Raw genomic sequence first — 18,693 nt, 5'->3', positions numbered from 1 at the left:
CAACAGTCCATAGTCAACAGTCCATAGTCAACAGTCCATAGTCAACAGTCCATAGTCAACAGTCCATAGTCAACAGTCCATAGTCAACAGTCCATAGTCAACAGTCCATAGTCCAAAGTTATTATCCCTCATCTCCCTCATCTCCCCCCAGTCCCCAGTCCCTAACCCCTCTCATCCCCAGCATCTACTGCTGAGTAAATTGTTTCTATAATAGGACGTACAAGCCAATTAAAACCAACTTTGAGTTGATGATCTAGAGTGGGTAATCTATATAAGTAGGCAAGACGACGGGCAACATAAGCTAGAGAACCATCTAGTTTAATTCCTAAGCCCGTAAGAGTGGCGTTATCTGTGCCTAATGCCATCATTTCCCCTGATGATTGATAATGGAAAGGTAACAGGGGACGCTGAGTAATGGAAGCCCAGATGTTCCAAGCTGCATAGTCTGCTTGTTGGAAGGCGGCTTGTGCAGTTACGGGGACTTGTTGACCTTCAGCATCACGACAGTCGGCTAAGTCTCCCAAAGCAAAGACTTCGGGATGGTCAAGGACTTGGAGAGTTGATGTAGTGGTGATTTGACCACGTTGATTTTGTTTAAAAGGTAGGTTTTTGACTACGTTTGTTACCCTTGTCCCCACAGTCCAAATTACTAAATCTACGGGAATAGTATCTACTTGATTTTTGTACTCTAGGGAGATAGTATCTGGCCCGATTGATTCAACTGTGGTTTCTAAATCAATGAACACACCCCTTGCCTCTAAAGCCTTCTGGGCTGCTTCACGGTTAAAATCTGGTGATGTGCGTAAAATTTGCTCACCAAGTTCTACCAAGCGGAAGCGTCCTCTGTCTCCTAGTCTGTCCGCTAACTTACAGGCTAACTCGACACCGCTATAACCAGCACCAACAATTGCTACACGGATTTTTTCTGCGTCTGCAGCTTCCAATACACGTAACTGTTCTTCTAAACGATAGGCATCAGCAAGACTACGGAAAGGATAGGCGTAGGATGTTGCACCGGGAACTAAATCTAGGGGTGTTTCGCCACCGAGAGTTAAAACTAGGTGGTTGTAGGGAATTTCTGGGCCATCTTGTAAGTGTACCCGTTGCTGGTCGATATCAATACCAGAGACAACTGCTTGATAGAAGCGTACACCTGTGCCTTCGAGAAGTTCAATAAATGGGGGAGCGATTTCCCAAGTTTGTAATTCTCCGGTGAGTAATTCGTATAATAAGGGGGAAAATAGAAAGCGATCGCTCTGATCTACCAGGACAATTTCCGGTTTTTGCTGAGTTCCCCAAGGTAATTGGCTTAAACGCAAAGCAGTGTAGAGACCACCAAAGCCTCCACCAAGGATGACAATTCTCGTAGTTTGTTCACTCATGAGTTCTATGGGACATTCCATCCCAGCAAGGCAACTAACTCTCAGTGTAATGATTTATTGCCCTCAATGGCCATTAACCAGCAATCTGAATACTTTCCTTCATGCAGTTCATGGGCAGGTAACACCTTAACCTTGACAAACCCAGCTTTCTCATAACAGCGAATAGCGCGGCTATTGTCAATATGCGGATCAATGACAATCTTACTAGCTAACAATACTTCAAAAATATAGTTTACAACCATTGTTAATATTTTTGTCCCAATTCCCCGATGCCAATAATCAGGTTCTCCGATAAACAAATCAAGCGCATAGACATGATCAGTCTTTTCTAAGCAATACTGTTGTTTATCTGTCTCTGGCAAGTCGTCAAGTAAATAATATTGTAAATAGCCAATTTTTATATTTTCATAATATATCAGACAAGGCTTGACAGGATCATTGCCTATAACCATAGGCTGATATGTAGCGATCGCTCTCTCTAAATCAAACGGATTATCTCTACCTTCATAAAACTCTAAGACTCGTTCATCAGTCAACCATTTTGCCATTAACTGATAATTTTCTAAGCTGTCTTCCATCAGCCGAATAGTGATTCCATCTTTTTCAACGAGCATAAAAGAATCGTAATTCGTAATATTTAGGTTCATTGCCACTTAATTATAAAGTTAGCGGTATCCCAATATTGGAAATACCAACCTATCAATAACCTAATTACGAATTACGTAGACAATAGCCTAGCCCCAGGCTATTTACAATTATCTTTAGTTACCACCAGTTGTGATAGATTTATTGTGGGTTGCTGTGTCTTTATCTTTCCTTTGCCATTGACCCTCTTTACCTGGTTCATACTCCATGCGTACACTGTTCCAAGCGACATCACGCGCACCTTCTTCACTCAAACCGTCGCTTTGCGCTGCATTAAAAGCCGCCAGGAAAATGTTCTGACCATGTTGTGGTAATTGGTCTCTAATTTCTTGGGGTAATTCACTTACTTGTTGATAAGGCATAAATCCACTCCAGAAAGTCTATCTTTGGTTTATGCTAAAAGATGAGACAATTCATTTACCTCTTTCTGGAAGTAGAGATGTAAAATTACCATCCTTTTGGTTGAGTCTAACAAGTTTATAAGAGTCTGCCAATAATATATAAGATTAACGTAACTCTTGATGATAACCAACCGCTAATCCTAGATTTTCAGGACTTACGCAACTGACACTTGGGGTAGGGTGCGTCAGATGTAGAAAATCCTTGAATGTATACGAAATCATTGGGGCTGACGCACCCTACAGTTAGTTTGATTATGACAATTGAGTAATTCATAATTTTATTGGTTTGACATAATTTTTTCTATAATGATTAATAGGCTAAAATATATTAGGGAATCGGTTTGACAGCCAGAGTAAGAATTATACCTAGAAGTTTTGAAAATATCTAATTTTATCGTAAATGAAAGGGTTTAAGACCCCTAAGTCTATACGTAGTATCAGTTTCATTCGGGGTTTAAATCCCCGAATGAAAATATCTTTAATTTTGAATTTTGAATTTTGAATTGTTAATGTAACTTGCTGTTAGAGATGATGTATTATCGATAAAGTGGATTTTGTGGACATTGACCCACAATTCTACAGTTTCCAAAACCTCAAACAAATCTGCGTCTTCTATGCCTCGCAAAACCTCATCTACATCTGCTTCCACCCATACAAAACCATTAGCTCTTTCTCAGCTACATATTCGCTTAGAAGGTTTAGAGAAAGAACATCAATCTTTATTGAAAAAAATTAAGAGAAAGCGCACTGAACTTAATAATTTTGTGGAAAATATGCGTTCTTTAGCAACAGAGGTTTTTCAAAAAGCAACTCCTAGCTTTACAAAAATGTCAGAGTTAGATAAAGAAATTCATACTCTGTTTGCAGAAATTTTTAGCAGTAGAAAATTTGGTAAACAGACTGAGAAAAAAGTCAAAGCAGTTTATCTTAATCTCCAGTTTACTGGAATTATTAGTCCAAAATTTGCTAGCGAAGATACTGACCAAGAACTAGATGAAATGTTTGAAGACTCCCAGCAGGAAAATGACTCTTCTCAAGAGAACAATTCACATAACAACCAATACCAACAAACACAACGAGAACTAGCATCTCCTTCTGCAACGAGAACCGAAGAATCTAGAAAAATTCGTCAGACATTTTTGAGGTTAGCAGAAATCTTCCATCCTGATAAGGTAAAAGATAGTGAAACACAAATGAACCATACAGAAATCATGAAGGAAATTAATAAAGCCTATCAAGAAGGAGATTTAGCTAGACTGTTAGAAATAGAGCAAAAGCATAAAGTAGGAGAATCTATAGACAATAACAGTGAAGATGATTTAAGTAGAAAATGCCAGACATTAGAACAGCAAAATGAAATTTTAATAACTCAATATGAAAACTTGAAGCGAGAACTACGTTTAGCAAAGAATACACCAGAAGGTACAATGGTTTCCGATTCTCGTAAAGCTGCTAAACTAGGTATTGATGCTATTGAGCAAATGCTAAAATCTATAGATGTTCAAATTAATTTAGTTAGTGAAATACGTGATTTTGTTAAAAGATTTAAAAATAAGGATATAACTATTCAAGAATTCCTAGACGGACCAGAAAGTTTATATTCTTTAAAACAAGAAATGATGGAGGATATGCTTGAGCAGATGCTTTCAGAATTAGATGGGATGGTCAGATTTTGATTGAGGAAATAATTTGAGATATTTATGAGGTTTGAATTTGATATCAGCATTGGAAAACTAGATGTAAAAAAATAGTATATTTATATCTTGTCTGCTGAGTTACAAATTTATCTGCGTTCATCTGCGTCCATCTGCGTTTAATTATTCTTGTCTCACTGAAGCAAGAAAAGCTATATCAAGTGTAACTAATATTCACAGATAGCTTGTCATAAATTGTTGAGAAATTTTAAAATCAAGACTAGTTTAATGAAAAAAATTCGGTTTATTTACTTCAAGCGTGTACCCATAGCACTTTTTTTCAGTATTTGCCTTTTGCTAGTGCTATGGATAAGTTCGCCACTATTACCAATAGTAGCTAAATCAGAAACGCGAATTTTCGAGCAAGTTTGGCAAACAGTAAACGATAATTTTTATGATCCAAAATTAAATGGAGTGAATTGGACAGCGATTAAAAACAAGTATCAACCTCAAATATTACAAGCGAAGTCAGGTAAAGAGGTTGCGGCTGTGTTTAATCAAATGTTATCTGAACTCAAAACTTCCCACACTCATTATTATACTCAAGATGAGCCTGCTTATTATCAGCTTTTAGGAATTTTCTATGCTAGAGGTATAGAATTACCAAAGCAATTAAGAGAATTTTTTCCCAAAGGCAAATTTGAATACACGGGGATTGGTTTATTTACTAAAGATATTAATGGTAAAACTTTTGTCAGTGCTATTTTAGATGATAGTCCTGCTGCTAAGGCTAGTTTAAAAGTGGGCGACGAGATTGTGAATGTTGATGGTAATGAATATCAGCCTATACGCTCTTTTGCAGGGAAAGCAGGGCAAAAAGTGAAAATGTTAATTCAGCGATCGCCTCAATTAAGCAGTCGTCAAGAAATCACCATAGTACCCAAATTATATGATGCTAGCACAATGTTTTTAGAAGCACAAACTGCCAGTATTCAAATAATTCCACAAGCAAATCGGAAAATTGGCTATATCCATATCTGGTCAAATGCAGCAGATCAATATCAGCAACAACTCCAAGAAGAACTAATATATGGTCGGCTGAAAAACGCTGACGGTTTAATTTTGGATCTCAGAGACGGATGGGGAGGCGGAGATATTAGTTATCTCAACATCTTTACTGCTGAGAAAACCCCCAGTCTCACCAGTGTGCCACGCAATGGTCGCCGCTATACCTATAATTATCAATGGAAAAAACCTGTAGTTATGCTAGTAAATGAGGGAAGTCGCAGCAGTAAAGAAATTCTCGCATTCAACTTCCAACAAAATCAAATCGGCCCAGTCATCGGTACTAAAACAACAGGAGCAGTAGTTGCAGGTCGCCCCTATATTATGCAGGATGGCAACTTACTTTACCTCGCCGTTGCAGATGTATTTCTCAACGAAAACCAAAGGTTAGAGGGTAAGGGTGTTACGCCAGATATTAATGTTCCTTTTTCCTTACAATATGCACAAGGAGCAGATCCGCAAAAACAGCAAGCAGTGGAAACTGTATTAAAAGCATTGTAAATATTGTTGAATTCTTCACAAGCCAGTGTAAACTTATACGCAGCAGAATAAACCCATTAAAAAACGAAACATAGCGCCTTATGTCAATTATTGCGCTGAAAGCATGGTATCTTCAGGATTATGAGCCGATTTCTGAACTCGAAAAACGCCCACCAGATATTCGCCTTAGTAAGAAAAGCTTGCTGAGAGCCGCATTGCGTGCGGACTTTTTAGAAGACAGTGATGAAGTGAAACGTTCAAGTTGGTTTGGGCGTTATCTAGAGGGAGAAAACGTAGAATTTTATATTGAAGGTAGTGGTGGCTACTGTGTAGCAAACATTGACTTAATTAGCCATGAAATTTACTTCACCAAGCAGACAATTCTAGCTCAGTTAGAACCGACAATTTTCTTTTCCTATCAAACTGAGTACGCCGAAGCTAGTGATACTCTGAGGGAAGCGCTGCAAAAGAGTTTAGAAACATTGAATTTGCGATCGCGCCTCCCACTGACAATAGTAGAATCATCTCGTCCCAAAGACGCACCCCAACGTTTAAGTCGCACTACCCTGAGAAAACTTCGCAAAAGTTTGTTGTATATTGCAGATACTACACCTATTGCTAGCGTTGATGGTAAAGACACACAACAATTAATTCCTAGCCCTAATGTGTGTATAGAAATTGGTTACGCTATCCAAAGCAAGCGAACAGAACAAATTCTCTTAGCACATCAACAGCGCCCAGAGTATGAGGGAAAATTCACCTTTAACTTACCCACACAACAAATTTTACCCTTTCGAGACAGCAAAGAACTAAATAAAATCCTCACAGGTGCAATCAAAACCCAACTAACAAGATTCAAGTTATTTTAACTTCACTGCATCCTATCTATGGTACGATACTGAATTGCTTCTGCCACATGATTAGGCTTTAGCTCATCGTCCCCCGCTAAATCTGCAATAGTCCGGGCTACCTTCAAAATGCGATCGCTTGCTCTTGCAGATAAACCCAACTTTCTAATCGCCGCTTCTAACAAGTTGCGCCCAGCATCATCAAGTTTACACCATTTCTGCATATGCCGACTTTGCATTTGGGCATTACAACGCAGATTTGGTTCTTCTTGAAAACGATTAACGGCGCGATCGCGTGCTTGTTGTACCCTCTCCCGCACCGCCGTAGACGCTTCTCCTGTAGGCTGTTGGGTGATTTCCTCCGGTTTCAAGCGGTTGACTGCAACTTGCAAATCAATCCGATCCATCAACGGCCCGGAAAGCTTCGCCCAATACTGTTCTCTTTGTCTCGGCGAACAGGTACACTGTTGGATGGTATCACCATAGTAGCCACAAGGACAAGGGTTAGTACTCGCCACCAAGGTAAACTGTGCAGGGAACATGACAGATTGTCTAGTGCGGGAAATTGTCACATAGCCATCCTCTAAAGGCTGGCGCAAGAATTCTAAAACATCACGTTTAAATTCTGTTAACTCATCAAGAAAAAGTACCCCTCTATGTGATAAGGAAATCTCACCAGGACGAGGGAAACTACCACCACCCACAAGAGAGGGTCCGGATGCTGAATGATGGGGACTGCGAAAAGGGCGATCGCGCACTAAGCAACCGCGATTTTTTAATAACCCAGCCACCGAATGAATCCGAGTTACTTCCAACGCTTCACCAAAACTCAGGGGTGGTAAAATACCAGGTAAGCGTCTTGCTAACATCGTTTTGCCGCTACCTGGAGGGCCGACAAAAATTAAGTTATGCCCGCCAGCCGCCGCAATTTCTAAAGCACGACGAGCATGAGCCTGTCCTTTTACGTCCTTTAAATCGGCGATCGCATAAGATACTGATGTGATATCCTTTGATTCATCCAACTCTACAGGTTTATGCCGACCTGGATTATTTAATAAATCTACCACCTCTGACACATCGTTACAACCATACACAGATAAACCCTGCACCACTGAAGCCTCTTGAGCATTATCCACAGGCACAACCAAACCAGCAATACCCATTTTTTTGGCAGTAGCAGCAATAGGTAAAACCCCAGCCACAGGGCGTAAACTGCCATCCAAAGAAACTTCACCCAAAAACAGATAATCTCCCAACAAATCAGCCTTGACCTGCTCAGAAGCCGCTAAAATTCCCACACTAATAGGTAAATCGAAACAGGGGCCTTCCTTGCGTAAATCTGCCGGAGTTAGGTTAATTACGATTTTTCTCATGGGAAAAGCAAAACCTGCATTTTTCAGCGTTGCTTTCACCCTCTCCTTAGACTCCTGAACTGCTGAATCTGGTAGTCCCAAAACCACAATTCCCGGCAAACCCCCTGAAATATCGACTTCTACCCCCACTTTAACGGCATCGATGCCGACAATTGATGCACTCCAGACTCTAGCAAGCATTGGCTAAATCTTTCTTAAATAAACAGTAAACCTTTAGAATCTCTAGCAGATGAGTTGTAATAACCGCATGAGTGAAACCACAGAGACAATTTTCAGCAAAATCATCCGTCGAGAAATCCCAGCTAACATTGTTTATGAAGACGATTTAGCCTTAGCCTTCACAGACGTTAATCCCCAAGCACCAGTACATATCCTGGTCATTCCCAAAAAACCCCTAGCCAAACTATCCGATGCTGAATCTGGGGATCATGCTCTTTTGGGACATCTTCTGTTAACCGCCAAGCGCGTTGCCGAACAAGCCGGACTCGATAACGGCTATCGTCTTGTCATCAACAACGGTAATGATGGAGGTCAAACAGTTTACCACCTGCATCTACATATTCTCGGTGGACGGCCATTAGCCTGGCCCCCCGGTTGATACAACCAAATCAATCAAATTCTTAGTAGGGTGGGCAATGCCCACCACCTGCTTATTGATCAGGTGCAAGATATCATTTGATACAACCTGCATAAAGTCATTAATAAGTAAAAATAATAATTTGTATAAGTATTACTTAATTAAATTGTATTTACAAAACTCTACTCTACTTCTAATGTAGTAATATCGGTAAGAATAACTACTTACCACAATAGTTAAGAAACCAAAGCAATCATAAAAAAATGACCACAACCTTACAACAGCGCAGTAGCGCCAACGTATGGGAACGGTTCTGCAACTGGATCACCAGCACCGAAAACCGCATTTATGTGGGTTGGTTCGGCGTACTGATGATTCCTACCTTGCTAGCCGCCACCACCTGTTTCATCATTGCCTTCATCGCCGCACCTCCCGTAGACATAGATGGTATCCGTGAACCCGTAGCAGGTTCCTTGATCTACGGCAACAACATCATCTCCGGTGCAGTAGTACCATCCTCCAACGCCATCGGTTTACACTTCTACCCAATATGGGAAGCAGCATCCTTAGATGAGTGGTTATACAACGGTGGGCCTTACCAATTGGTAATTTTCCACTTCCTCATCGGCTGTGCTTGCTACTTAGGTCGTCAATGGGAATTGTCCTATCGCTTAGGAATGCGTCCTTGGATCTGCGTAGCATACTCTGCTCCCTTGGCATCAGCAGCAGCAGTATTCTTGATTTACCCAATTGGACAAGGCTCCTTCTCTGATGGAATGCCCTTGGGTATCTCCGGTACATTCAACTTCATGATCGTGTTCCAAGCAGAACACAACATCCTGATGCACCCCTTCCATATGTTAGGAGTGGCTGGTGTATTCGGTGGTTCATTGTTCAGTGCAATGCACGGAAGCTTGGTAACTTCCTCCTTAGTGCGTGAAACCACAGAAACCGAATCACAAAACTACGGTTACAAATTCGGACAAGAAGAAGAAACCTACAACATCGTCGCTGCACACGGTTACTTCGGACGCTTGATATTCCAATACGCCAGTTTCAACAACTCCCGTTCCTTGCACTTCTTCCTAGCTGCATGGCCCGTAGTGGGTATCTGGTTTACCGCATTGGGTATCAGCACAATGGCGTTCAACCTCAACGGCTTCAACTTCAACCAGTCGATTATCGACTCACAAGGTCGTGTCATCAATACCTGGGCTGACATCATCAACCGCGCTAACTTGGGTATGGAAGTCATGCACGAGCGCAACGCTCACAACTTCCCCTTAGACTTAGCTGCTGTGGAAGTTACTCCCGTTGCTCTTAGCGCTCCTGCTATCCACGGTTAATTTCTCAAGTTTTATTAGCTAAATAGAAAACGTCCTCTTTTTTGGAGGGCGTTTTTATTTTCATTTATAGCAATCAAAGTATAGATTAGGACATATAGCAGTCGAAGCATAGGTTAGGACATCATACAATTTTAAAACTTTTTATTTCAAAGGCTTGCAGCCCTGTCACCTGTCACCTATCACCTGTCCCCTGCTATATATTGCCCACCGTATCATGGTTTTGGTGGGCATTGCCCACTACTTACAATATTTACTCAACTAAACCATGTGTAATGGCAAAACGCACCAGTTCAGCTCGATTGCTGGTAGTGGTTTTCCTTAATAAACTACTGACGTACTTTTCTACGGTTCTGGGACTCAGATGTAGTTGATTACCAATTTCAATATTAGACAAACCGTGGGTCAGCATTTCTAATACTTCTTGTTCTCTCGGAGTTAAAGACGAGAGTAGTTGCGATTTTTCTACATGAGTGGATACAGAGTGATGATTCTCTACAGTTTTTGTGGGGAGGGCATTGCCGGAACTGTCTTTGTGAGAAAATCTGTACTCAGATTGAATGATTTGCGATCGCTCTAATAAATTACGGATGGCTGCGGCTAACTCTTCTAACTCAAAGGGTTTAGGTAAATATAAATCACATCCCGACTGATAACCAAGAATCCTTTCCTGGGTTCTGGTACGCGCTGTTAACAAAATTACAGGTAATAGACGGAACGGGGGCTGTTGACGTACTTGACGCACCAACTCATAACCATTCATTCTTGGCATGACAATATCGGTCACAATCAAATCTGGATGGTATGCTTCTACCATCGCTAAAGCTTCTTGACCGTCATTAGCCGTAATTACTGAGTAGCCAGACAGTTCTAAATAGTCACTAATAGACAGACGAGTGCCCAGATCGTCATCCACCACAAGGATCGTCAAGGGCATGGAATGTACACCCCTAGCATTATTTTTGACTGAGATTATCTCTACAAGCTCCATCTATGAACACCCACACGATAGTGTTCTCATGTTTCATACTATGACAGGATTAACAGCTTATGAATACTATAAGAGTAATTTATAAAGAAAATGTTAAATCAGTCTTCAGGGTAACTAATTTAAATACTGCTCTCATCTCCAACTTAACAAAAGTACATAAAACAATTTTATTCTTAAGATAATACTATGGATCAAGCAATTTTATAACCATAGTATAAATTAAGACTTAGTTTATCAGCATCCATATTTAAGGGAAATCTTCGTTGGCAAGAGACAAAAGCTAAATTATGTAGATATTACCCAGACTTAGTTCAACATTTATTATAGTGGTTTAATATGCCTTGGTGAATCGATTATCAAAATCCTATTTGATTTTTGAATATTTCTAGTGGCTACTGATGGTCAACTGCCACGAGAAATATTTACAACTAATTTAGGTTTAGTTTGGCTGATTCACCAAAATTATTTTTGCAGTCAGTGTAATTTTAACGGTCTGATTTTCAATGAGTGATAAGAGTGAAAGTTACAAAGTTGTTAGTGATAACCGACAAGCCCGTTACTTGTACGAAATTCTCGAAACTTATGAAGCGGGGATTCAGTTAACTGGAACGGAAGTCAAGTCAATTCGTGCAGGGAAAGTAAATCTTCAAGATGGCTATGGTTTGATTCGGGATGGGGAATTATGGCTAATTAACGTGCATATCTCCCCTTATAACGCCAGTGGTCAGTATTTTAATCACGAACCACGCCGTACACGCAAGCTGCTGTTACACCGCCAAGAAATTAGAAAGCTGATAGGGAAGGTAGAACAGCAAGGTTTAACATTAGTACCGTTGAAAATGTACCTCAAACGCGGCTGGGTAAAAATCAGCCTCGCGCTTGGTAAAGGTAAAAAGCTTCACGATAAGCGAGATGACCTCAAACGCCGTCAGGATCAACGCGACATCCAAAGAGCGATGAAGAATTATTAGTTGTTCTTGTACCTTGATTACTACAGGAGAGTGAGAAAGCGATCGCCACCAGTAAAATATTGTATATCCCCAGATGAATTAGGAAAACATCCACTTTATAGCTGCAGATTGATTCTGCTCAGTTCCAGACCCGATACATTGGTGAGTAACTTTGGAAGCAAGAAGGAACTCTCACCATGAAAAATGCCTTAACTAAAACCGTTGGCGCTGCTGTTCTGAGTTTAGGTATGGCTTTACCTTTAACTTTACCAGCCAACGCGCAAACCAATACTACCCCTGGCACAGATGGCGGTACAACCACAACCACAACTTATGACCGCACCGCAAATAATGATGATGGCTTTGACTGGGGTTGGTTAGGCTTACTTGGTCTACTCGGTTTAGCTGGTTTAGCTGGGAAAAAACGTGATGAGGAACCTACCCGTTACCGCGACCCAAGTGCGCCTGGTGCTGGTAGCTATCGTGAGTAGATAGTAGGTAACAGGGGACAGGGAAAGCACGAGTGCGTATTGTCGGGATAAGTGGTGAAAGTATAGGTGACAGGGGACAGGGTACAGGGAAAGAAGATAAAAATTTTAGGGTTTTCAAGAATAACTATTTCCGTCACTTGCACCTTTTCTACAAGATGCTGGTGGGCATTGCCCACCCTACGAAATTATCTGTCCTCTGTTCCCTCTTGATTGTTGACTGAAGGTGTCCAATAGCTGGCAATTAAAGCCACCATCAGCCACCATAGGGTATTCACTTCAGGACGGAACCAAATAGTATCCACTGTACCATGAGCGAGCATTCCCAGCAAAGTGGCTAATGCGCCGATTAACCAAAATCCCTCCACATTGGCAGATTGGCGTAATCGGCGTAACTGCACAAGTGCTGTGTTAATGCTGACGATAATTAACCAGAGAAAACAGGCTAGACCAATAAAACCCATTTCTACAGTTACTTCTAAGAAAATAGAATAGGCACTCAAAGCAGTGTAACGAGGGCGTTGGTAAAGAGGGTAGATTTTATTAAAAGAATTGTGACCAGGGCCGATGCCGATAATTGGGCGATCGCGGATCATCTCAAATACAGCATCCCACACATTGCGCCGGAAATTATTGCTACTATCGTCGCTGCGATCGGCAAAAATACTGAAAAACCTTAAGCGTATTGGCTCAACAAATATCACTGCTAACACCAATACCCCAACCAAACCTCCCAAGAGTATGGGTATTGACCAAGTTCGCCAAAAAGGTGGCATTTGCAGACCCCACCAATAAATCAACAATGCTGTCGCCGCTAAAAGTGCTACCACCAATGCAATCCAGCCACCACGACTATATGTAAAGATTAAGCAGGCGGTATTGACACCAAACATTGTTAATGCTAAAGCTTTTTTCATCCAGCCTTGCCAGACGAAAATTGCCATCAGGCTAAAAATTACCGCAGGTAAAAGATAGCCAGCTAATAAGTTGGGGTTGCCTAAATAACTGTAAACTCTGGTTGTTTTCGAGAATGCAGACTCCTGATCGACCCAAGTAGCCAGGGGTGGCGCACCAAAACGCCATTGTCGCATTCCGTAGAAACTAACGACAAGCGAGGTGGATAGGTATACAGTAATAATCCAAGTTCTGATTCGAGGCGACCTCAGCACCCTAGCACAAAGGGCAAATAGCAGCAAATATAGCGTTAAAGTTAACAAGTCATTTAACGCGGCTCTTTTTACTGGTGATAATGCCGTGGCTGTAGCAGCAATTCCCCAATAAAGTAACACTAACAGGTGTATGGGAGTTACTAGGGTATTATTGCCAGTGGCAGGCTCATCAGATAAAGTTAGCAGTAACCAAAATGCTATGCAGGCTACTAGTAACACCCCGATGAGGGTACTAGATACATAAGGAGCCAGAAGATATACCAAGCTGAGTAATGCAGCTGCTATGGTGTCTCCCCACCCAAGTAGGAAACTGGTTTGTCGCCAAGGAGATAACAGTCCCACCAGCAAACGGTGTAAGTAACTTGTACCCAGAAATTGCTTAACGGGTAAAGTGGATAATGTAAATCGTTGCCAGACTAAATTCATAAAACCTCACGGGAGTGTGGAAACCCAGCAGCTTTAGCTCTGGGAGGAAACACGACACGAGCAGCTTTAGCTGCTGTCAAATCTCTTTGTGGATGAGTTACAATATATGTATGACTCAATCCATGTCTGCAAAATGTAAGCTTATAGTCCCCCCTAGCTTGTGCGACGAAGTTGACCACACCTTGAACGGGTTTGCTGATGCTTGCAACCAGATTTTGGAGGTAGCCAAGCGTGAGAATTGCTGGAATACCAGCAAACTGCACCACAAGGTTTATAAACCTGTGCGTGAGGCAACGGGGTTGAAAGCTAACCATGTTTGTCAAGCTATTAGACGAGTTATTGGTAACGCAAAAGCAGTTAAACAGATCCACAAATTTAGACCCACCTCTATTAGCTTGGATGTTCGCACCTTTGTTTATAAGGAAGAAACCCAATCTGTAGGGGTGACTTTGATGTGTGGGCGAGTTGAATTTAAGTTGTCCATTGGTGGCTATCAAATTGCACTGCTTAGGGGTCAAACTCCGACCAGTGCGACATTGAAGAAAACCAAACAGGGGCAATACTTGATCAACTTTGTTGTTGATATCCCAACTCAACCCACAGGGAAGACTCCCAAGGTAATCGGGGTTGATTTGGGTAGGCGTGATATCGCTACCACTTCCACGGGTAAATCGTGGAATGGTAAACAGATTCAATCCGTCCGTGACCGTGTAAGCTCGGTCAGAGCAAACGTTCAAAGCAAACGCACTCGGTCGTCTAGGCGACTTCTGAGAAGGCTTTCTGGTAGAGAACGCCGCTTTCAAGAATGGTTGAATCACAACATTTCTCAGCAACTTGTTCAAAATGCAAAGCGCAGTAATGCGGCATTGGCTTTTGAGGATTTGACCAATATTAGAGAATCCCTCAATCAAAAACCGAGAAGCAAAACTGAACGCCGCAGAACTAATAATTGGGCGTTTTATCAATTGCGCTTGTTTGTTGGGTACAAAGCCAATATCGCTGGCGTTCCAGTAGTATTCGTTCCACCTGCCTACACCAGCCAAACCTGTTCTCGATGCGGAGGTATTCACCCAATCAAGGGTAAATCCTACCGCAGTGGGAAAAGCTTTAAGTGTGGGCGTTGTGGTTTTGAACATGATGCTGATATAAATGCGGCTCTTAATATTGCTGCTTTGGGGGCTTCTGTAAGCAGTCCCGAAAGTCCGGGGATGAGTTGTCAATTGCAGGGGCAAATGTCTCTGTTCCCGATATCTCAAATCTGAGGCTAAAGCCCCGTCTCTTTAGAGCGGGGTATGCTTACAAAACAAGCTGCGATTGATGCCAGCCATCACTGAACATGGACTTAATCTTAATGCGGCTTATGATAAAAAGCTAATAGCACAGTTGGCAAATTGTCGTAGAAGTCAGGAGGGACAAGAATAATTGAACGCAGATGGACGCAGATAAACGCAGATAAATTTTTAACTTAGCAGGGTAGGAAAGGCTGGATCAATTTTCGCGGATGAATAAACCGCCTGCAAATGCGCCTAAGATTGTACCTACCCAAATTCCCGTTGTACTACCTTGCCATGTCGCCCCAGGAGTTACCCAAAAATTACATAATTCTTTCATTGCCCAAGGTTGATTTTGACACCTTTGACTATGCAGCATGAAGGTGATTTGGCTACCCATGTAAGCGCCGAAAAATCCTGATGATAAAGCGAAGAAAGTACAGATTAAAACTTTGTTTTTAGTCATTGGTCATTAGTCATTAGTCATTAGTCCATAGTAATGGCTGTTGACTATGGACTATGGACTATGGACTATGGACAAGGTATCAACCTGTATTTCTCATCCCCGCAGCGATACCGTTAATGGTTAACAGTGCGCCGCGTAGTAACTCGCCTTTGCTGTATCGGGAGTGAATGACACCTGTGGTTGCAGTATTATTCTTGGACTGGCGCAGGCGTTTGAGGAGGGACACTTGAATAAATCCTAGTGGGACAATTGTACCGTTGCGTAGCTGTACGGAACGCTGGAGTACAGGGTCGCCATCTAATAGGCGGCTGTGGTCGGTGATTTTGAGAACTAAATCTTTGGTGAGATAATATTCGTTGGCGATTTGCTCAAATACTTTCTCAAACCGGGGCTTATCTTCAGGGTCGGATAATTCTTGTACGTAATGACCAGCCATTTGCATATCTACTTTCGCCAAGGTCATTTCTACTTTGGAAATCACCATTTTGAAGAAAGGCCATTTGATGTAAAAGTAGCGCATCAATTTGAGATGTTCTTCTGGTTCTTCCAAGAGGAACTGTTGCAAAGCTGTACCGACACCGTACCAAGAAGGTAAGAGGAAGCGGGTTTGTGTCCAGCTAAATACCCAAGGGATGGCGCGGAGGCTACTTAAGTCTTTTTTACCAGAAGGACGACGGGCGGGGCGGGAACTTATTTGTAGTTGGCTGATTTCTTCGATGGGGGTAACTTGGTGGAAGAAGTCGATGAAATCTGGCTGTTCGTAAATTAAGTTACGATAATGTTGACGCGATCGCACCGCAAATTCTTCCATGATTTCGTTCCAAGGTTCGATATCATCAAACCCTGTCCGCAACAAGCTGGCTTGAATTACCGCCGTGGTGATGGTTTCCAAGTTGTACAGGGCTAAATCTAGTAAGGAGTATTTGGAAGCTAATACTTCCCCTTGTTCGGTAATTTTAATCCGCCCGTTGATGCTGTGTCCAGGTTGCGCCAAAATCGCTTCGTGGGCTGGGCCGCCGCCTCTACCCACGGAACCGCCGCGTCCGTGGAATATCCGCAAATTTACACTATATTCTTCAGCAATTTCTTGTAAGGATTTTTGGGCTTTGTGAATTTCCCAGTTGCTACTGAGGAAGCCTGAGTCTTTGTTACTGTCAGAATACCCTAACATTACTTCCTGTAAGTCGGGGGTGAGGGTAGTTGAGGAGAGGGGGAGGGGGAGATGGGGCGATGGGGGAATTTCTTGGCTACCGTTCAGGGCTGCATAACCGCCTGCTAATAAGGCGCGGTATAAGGGTAACTCGAATAGTTCGCGCATGACACTACGCGATCGCTGCAAGTCTTCGACCGTCTCAAATAATGGTACTACCTGAATTGTGCCGACGGCGATCGCTGGGTCAAAAAGTCTCGCTTCCTTGGCGAGTAGCAGCACTTCTAAAACATCGCTGACTTGACGACACATACTAATGATGTAGGTTTGGCAAATATTAATGCCAAATTCTTGTTGTAGCGATCGCACTACGCGGAAGGTTTTAATGACATCATTAGTTTTGTCGGAAAATGGTAACTCTGAGGAAATTAAGGGGCGACGGGTTTGTAGTTCTTTGGTTAACCAAGCAACTCTTTCTTCTTCGCTGAGGTCATTGTATGACTGGGGTAATATTTGCAGGTATTCCAGAATCTCGTTTAAAGCGTCTGAATGTCTGGATGATTCCTGACGGATATCTAATTTTGTCAGGTTAAAGTCAAAAATCTCAACTTGGCAGATAAGATTATCCAATTCTCGACAACTTAAACCAGTTTCCGTTAAGTTACGCTGAACTAACCGCAACTCTGCCAAAAATTCTTCCCCATTCCTGTACATGGGGCTGTCTTCGTTGGTGGGGGTTTCGCCTTTGTATAATGCTAAATTGCGATCGCGGGTATTTTCCAACCGCTTCAATACATAAGCCAGTTTGAGGCGATAGGGTTCTTGGCGATATCTCAGCGCCAGCGCGTCGTATACTTCGCTTAACTGGGACTGGTCTAACTCCAAAGATTCCAGCAAGTCTGGTAACACATCACTCCAGTGCATGGAGATACTTAACAATTCAATCAACTGTGTGACAGACTTGATATATCTCTCCAACACCATTTTGCGCTGATAACAAGCTGTCTGCCAAGTAATTTCCGGTGTCACCGATGGGTTTCCATCCCTGTCAGAACCTACCCAAGAACCGAAGGAACAGAAATTTTTGCTGGGTGGTTCTAGCCAAGAGAAGGTTTGATTTAAGGCGTATTTGAAGCGCTTATACAGTTGGGGAATACCATCAAATAAAACTTCTTGGAAGTAGTGTAAAGCATAATCGACTTCATCCAGCACAGTCGGCTTAAACTGGTGGAGTTCGTCTGTACGCCACCACAAGCGAATTTCTTCCAATAACTTCTCGCGTATTTCTACAGCTTCCCAAGGATAGCCACCGCCGTTGGTAGCGCGGCTTTCCACTCCATCCAACTGTTGTAACAACTCTACCACTTGGCGTTGCTTATCGCGGATGGTGTGGCGGACAATTTCCGTCGGGTGGGCTGTAAATACCAAGCGGACATCTAATTGGGAAATCAGGCGTTGAATTTGTTGGGGTGGGACATTCAATCTATGTAATAAGGGAAATAAAGCGGCGAATGTCCCTTTTTGCTTGTTCTGTCCGCGATGAGTCCAATTTTTGGCTAGGAAGTCTGTACCTAAACCGCGATTGAAAATTACATCGTCTTCGTTATGGTTTGATGACGATGTAATGTTTTCTGAATCGAGATTGGTGGTTTCGGCTTCTATCTCCGAGTAGCGGGTTAATTGCTGTCTTTGTTCAAATTCCTGCTCTATGATGTTGATCAGCTGAAAATACAAAGCAAACGCCCTAGCCGCCCGGATAGCTTCATTGATATTCAACTGTTCAATTAACTTGACAGCAGAAACGGCTTGGTCTTTTGTCGCTTGTCCTTCTGGGGAACATAAATCACGCAACTGCCGCAACAAATCTACCATATTTTGACCACATTCTTGCCGCAGTACCGTTTCCCACAACTCTTCGACGATTTGCAGACGATGGCGCAAAAATATTTCCGATGCAGGGTAGAAATTAGCAGACTCAGATAGAGAGTATAAAACCGAACTCATATTTGCTTCTCTTGTAAAGCCAATTACTGT

16 protein-coding genes are annotated in these 18,693 nt (G+C 42.2%); 8 read left to right on the top strand and 8 right to left on the bottom strand.

Annotated elements, in window-relative coordinates; translation table 11 throughout:
• Positions 1 to 161: 161 nt before the first annotated feature.
• The 3 genes from H6G83_RS28680 to H6G83_RS28670 form a co-directional block, all read right to left on the bottom strand.
• A complete protein-coding gene (locus H6G83_RS28680) occupies positions 162 to 1,382 on the bottom strand; it encodes an NAD(P)/FAD-dependent oxidoreductase (RefSeq protein WP_190478431.1) in 1,221 nt (406 codons plus the stop codon).
• Between the two features lie 41 nt (positions 1,383 to 1,423).
• Positions 1,424 to 1,996: a GNAT family N-acetyltransferase gene (locus H6G83_RS28675; RefSeq protein ID WP_190478437.1), complete on the bottom strand. Its 573-nt coding sequence runs from the start codon at positions 1,994 to 1,996 to the stop codon at positions 1,424 to 1,426.
• Between the two features lie 147 nt (positions 1,997 to 2,143).
• Complete coding sequence (locus tag H6G83_RS28670) at positions 2,144 to 2,389, bottom strand: ChaB family protein (RefSeq protein WP_190478429.1); 246 nt, start codon at positions 2,387 to 2,389, stop codon at positions 2,144 to 2,146.
• A gap of 653 nt (positions 2,390 to 3,042) precedes the next feature.
• On the opposite strand from H6G83_RS28670, the gene H6G83_RS28665 reads away from it, so the two are divergent.
• The 3 genes from H6G83_RS28665 to H6G83_RS28655 all read left to right on the top strand — a co-directional run bounded on the left by H6G83_RS28665 (position 3,043) and on the right by H6G83_RS28655 (position 6,476).
• Positions 3,043 to 4,104, top strand: a complete 1,062-nt coding sequence (locus tag H6G83_RS28665; RefSeq protein ID WP_190478427.1) for a J domain-containing protein — start codon at positions 3,043 to 3,045, stop codon at positions 4,102 to 4,104.
• 246 nt (positions 4,105 to 4,350) lie between these two features.
• Entirely contained in the window at positions 4,351 to 5,628 is a 1,278-nt protein-coding gene (locus H6G83_RS28660) for a S41 family peptidase (RefSeq protein ID WP_190478425.1), read from the top strand.
• A gap of 80 nt (positions 5,629 to 5,708) precedes the next feature.
• Positions 5,709 to 6,476, top strand: coding sequence for a hypothetical protein (locus tag H6G83_RS28655; protein ID WP_190478423.1), 768 nt, complete (start codon positions 5,709 to 5,711; stop codon positions 6,474 to 6,476).
• A 2-nt stretch (positions 6,477 to 6,478) separates the two neighbouring features.
• On the opposite strand, the gene H6G83_RS28650 is transcribed toward H6G83_RS28655, so the two are convergent.
• Positions 6,479 to 8,008 (bottom strand): YifB family Mg chelatase-like AAA ATPase, encoded by a 1,530-nt coding sequence (locus H6G83_RS28650; RefSeq protein ID WP_190478421.1) that lies wholly within the window; start codon positions 8,006 to 8,008, stop codon positions 6,479 to 6,481.
• 67 nt (positions 8,009 to 8,075) lie between these two features.
• On the opposite strand from H6G83_RS28650, the gene H6G83_RS28645 reads away from it, so the two are divergent.
• Together H6G83_RS28645 and psbA are read left to right on the top strand one after the other, a co-directional pair.
• Positions 8,076 to 8,426 (top strand): histidine triad nucleotide-binding protein, encoded by a 351-nt coding sequence (locus H6G83_RS28645; protein WP_190478419.1) that lies wholly within the window; start codon positions 8,076 to 8,078, stop codon positions 8,424 to 8,426.
• Positions 8,427 to 8,668: 242 nt separating this feature from the next.
• Positions 8,669 to 9,751: a photosystem II q(b) protein gene (gene psbA / locus H6G83_RS28640; RefSeq protein ID WP_190478396.1), complete on the top strand. Its 1,083-nt coding sequence runs from the start codon at positions 8,669 to 8,671 to the stop codon at positions 9,749 to 9,751.
• A gap of 250 nt (positions 9,752 to 10,001) precedes the next feature.
• On the opposite strand, the gene H6G83_RS28635 is transcribed toward psbA, so the two are convergent.
• Positions 10,002 to 10,685 carry a response regulator transcription factor gene (locus H6G83_RS28635; protein WP_190478417.1) on the bottom strand — a complete coding sequence of 228 codons (684 nt, stop codon included), beginning with the start codon at positions 10,683 to 10,685 and terminating at the stop codon, positions 10,002 to 10,004.
• 557 nt (positions 10,686 to 11,242) lie between these two features.
• Here H6G83_RS28635 and smpB point away from each other — a divergent pair.
• Together smpB and H6G83_RS28625 are read left to right on the top strand one after the other, a co-directional pair.
• The gene (smpB, locus tag H6G83_RS28630; RefSeq protein ID WP_190478415.1) at positions 11,243 to 11,710 is read left to right on the top strand and encodes an SsrA-binding protein SmpB; all 468 of its coding nucleotides are present in this window, start codon (positions 11,243 to 11,245) and stop codon (positions 11,708 to 11,710) included.
• Positions 11,711 to 11,886: 176 nt separating this feature from the next.
• The gene (locus H6G83_RS28625) at positions 11,887 to 12,180 is read left to right on the top strand and encodes a WGxxGxxG family protein (RefSeq protein ID WP_190478413.1); all 294 of its coding nucleotides are present in this window, start codon (positions 11,887 to 11,889) and stop codon (positions 12,178 to 12,180) included.
• Between the two features lie 185 nt (positions 12,181 to 12,365).
• Here H6G83_RS28625 and H6G83_RS28620 read toward each other — a convergent pair whose 3' ends face one another.
• On the bottom strand, positions 12,366 to 13,772 hold the full coding sequence (locus H6G83_RS28620; protein WP_190478411.1) for an IctB family putative bicarbonate transporter: 1,407 nt from the start codon (positions 13,770 to 13,772) through the stop codon (positions 12,366 to 12,368).
• Positions 13,773 to 13,882: 110 nt separating this feature from the next.
• Between H6G83_RS28620 and H6G83_RS28615 the strand changes: the two genes are divergently transcribed.
• On the top strand, positions 13,883 to 15,034 hold the full coding sequence (locus H6G83_RS28615) for an RNA-guided endonuclease InsQ/TnpB family protein (RefSeq protein WP_190478409.1): 1,152 nt from the start codon (positions 13,883 to 13,885) through the stop codon (positions 15,032 to 15,034).
• A 226-nt stretch (positions 15,035 to 15,260) separates the two neighbouring features.
• On the opposite strand, the gene H6G83_RS28610 is transcribed toward H6G83_RS28615, so the two are convergent.
• Together H6G83_RS28610 and ppc are read right to left on the bottom strand one after the other, a co-directional pair.
• The gene (locus H6G83_RS28610; RefSeq protein ID WP_190478407.1) at positions 15,261 to 15,509 is read right to left on the bottom strand and encodes a hypothetical protein; all 249 of its coding nucleotides are present in this window, start codon (positions 15,507 to 15,509) and stop codon (positions 15,261 to 15,263) included.
• A gap of 79 nt (positions 15,510 to 15,588) precedes the next feature.
• On the bottom strand, positions 15,589 to 18,663 hold the full coding sequence (gene ppc, locus H6G83_RS28605; RefSeq protein ID WP_190478405.1) for a phosphoenolpyruvate carboxylase: 3,075 nt from the start codon (positions 18,661 to 18,663) through the stop codon (positions 15,589 to 15,591).
• Positions 18,664 to 18,693 lie beyond the last annotated feature (30 nt).

This window comes from Anabaena azotica FACHB-119 (genome assembly GCF_014697625.1).
Classification (GTDB): domain Bacteria; phylum Cyanobacteriota; class Cyanobacteriia; order Cyanobacteriales; family Nostocaceae; genus Trichormus; species Trichormus azoticus_A.
This window is presented reverse-complemented; position numbering and strand designations above follow the sequence as displayed.

What these genes read in the sequence shown, in the direction of transcription:
- H6G83_RS28680 (WP_190478431.1), bottom strand. Translation starts at nt 1,382, where the DNA reads ATGAGTGAACAAACTACGAGAATTGTCATCCTTGGTGGAGGCTTTGGT.
- H6G83_RS28675 (WP_190478437.1), bottom strand. Translation starts at nt 1,996, where the DNA reads ATGCTCGTTGAAAAAGATGGAATCACTATTCGGCTGATGGAAGACAGC.
- H6G83_RS28670 (WP_190478429.1), bottom strand. Translation starts at nt 2,389, where the DNA reads ATGCCTTATCAACAAGTAAGTGAATTACCCCAAGAAATTAGAGACCAA.
- H6G83_RS28665 (WP_190478427.1), top strand. Translation starts at nt 3,043, where the DNA reads ATGCCTCGCAAAACCTCATCTACATCTGCTTCCACCCATACAAAACCA.
- H6G83_RS28660 (WP_190478425.1), top strand. Translation starts at nt 4,351, where the DNA reads ATGAAAAAAATTCGGTTTATTTACTTCAAGCGTGTACCCATAGCACTT.
- H6G83_RS28655 (WP_190478423.1), top strand. Translation starts at nt 5,709, where the DNA reads ATGTCAATTATTGCGCTGAAAGCATGGTATCTTCAGGATTATGAGCCG.
- H6G83_RS28650 (WP_190478421.1), bottom strand. Translation starts at nt 8,008, where the DNA reads ATGCTTGCTAGAGTCTGGAGTGCATCAATTGTCGGCATCGATGCCGTT.
- H6G83_RS28645 (WP_190478419.1), top strand. Translation starts at nt 8,076, where the DNA reads ATGAGTGAAACCACAGAGACAATTTTCAGCAAAATCATCCGTCGAGAA.
- psbA (WP_190478396.1), top strand. Translation starts at nt 8,669, where the DNA reads ATGACCACAACCTTACAACAGCGCAGTAGCGCCAACGTATGGGAACGG.
- H6G83_RS28635 (WP_190478417.1), bottom strand. Translation starts at nt 10,685, where the DNA reads ATGCCCTTGACGATCCTTGTGGTGGATGACGATCTGGGCACTCGTCTG.
- smpB (WP_190478415.1), top strand. Translation starts at nt 11,243, where the DNA reads ATGAGTGATAAGAGTGAAAGTTACAAAGTTGTTAGTGATAACCGACAA.
- H6G83_RS28625 (WP_190478413.1), top strand. Translation starts at nt 11,887, where the DNA reads ATGAAAAATGCCTTAACTAAAACCGTTGGCGCTGCTGTTCTGAGTTTA.
- H6G83_RS28620 (WP_190478411.1), bottom strand. Translation starts at nt 13,772, where the DNA reads ATGAATTTAGTCTGGCAACGATTTACATTATCCACTTTACCCGTTAAG.
- H6G83_RS28615 (WP_190478409.1), top strand. Translation starts at nt 13,883, where the DNA reads ATGACTCAATCCATGTCTGCAAAATGTAAGCTTATAGTCCCCCCTAGC.
- H6G83_RS28610 (WP_190478407.1), bottom strand. Translation starts at nt 15,509, where the DNA reads ATGACTAAAAACAAAGTTTTAATCTGTACTTTCTTCGCTTTATCATCA.
- ppc (WP_190478405.1), bottom strand. Translation starts at nt 18,663, where the DNA reads ATGAGTTCGGTTTTATACTCTCTATCTGAGTCTGCTAATTTCTACCCT.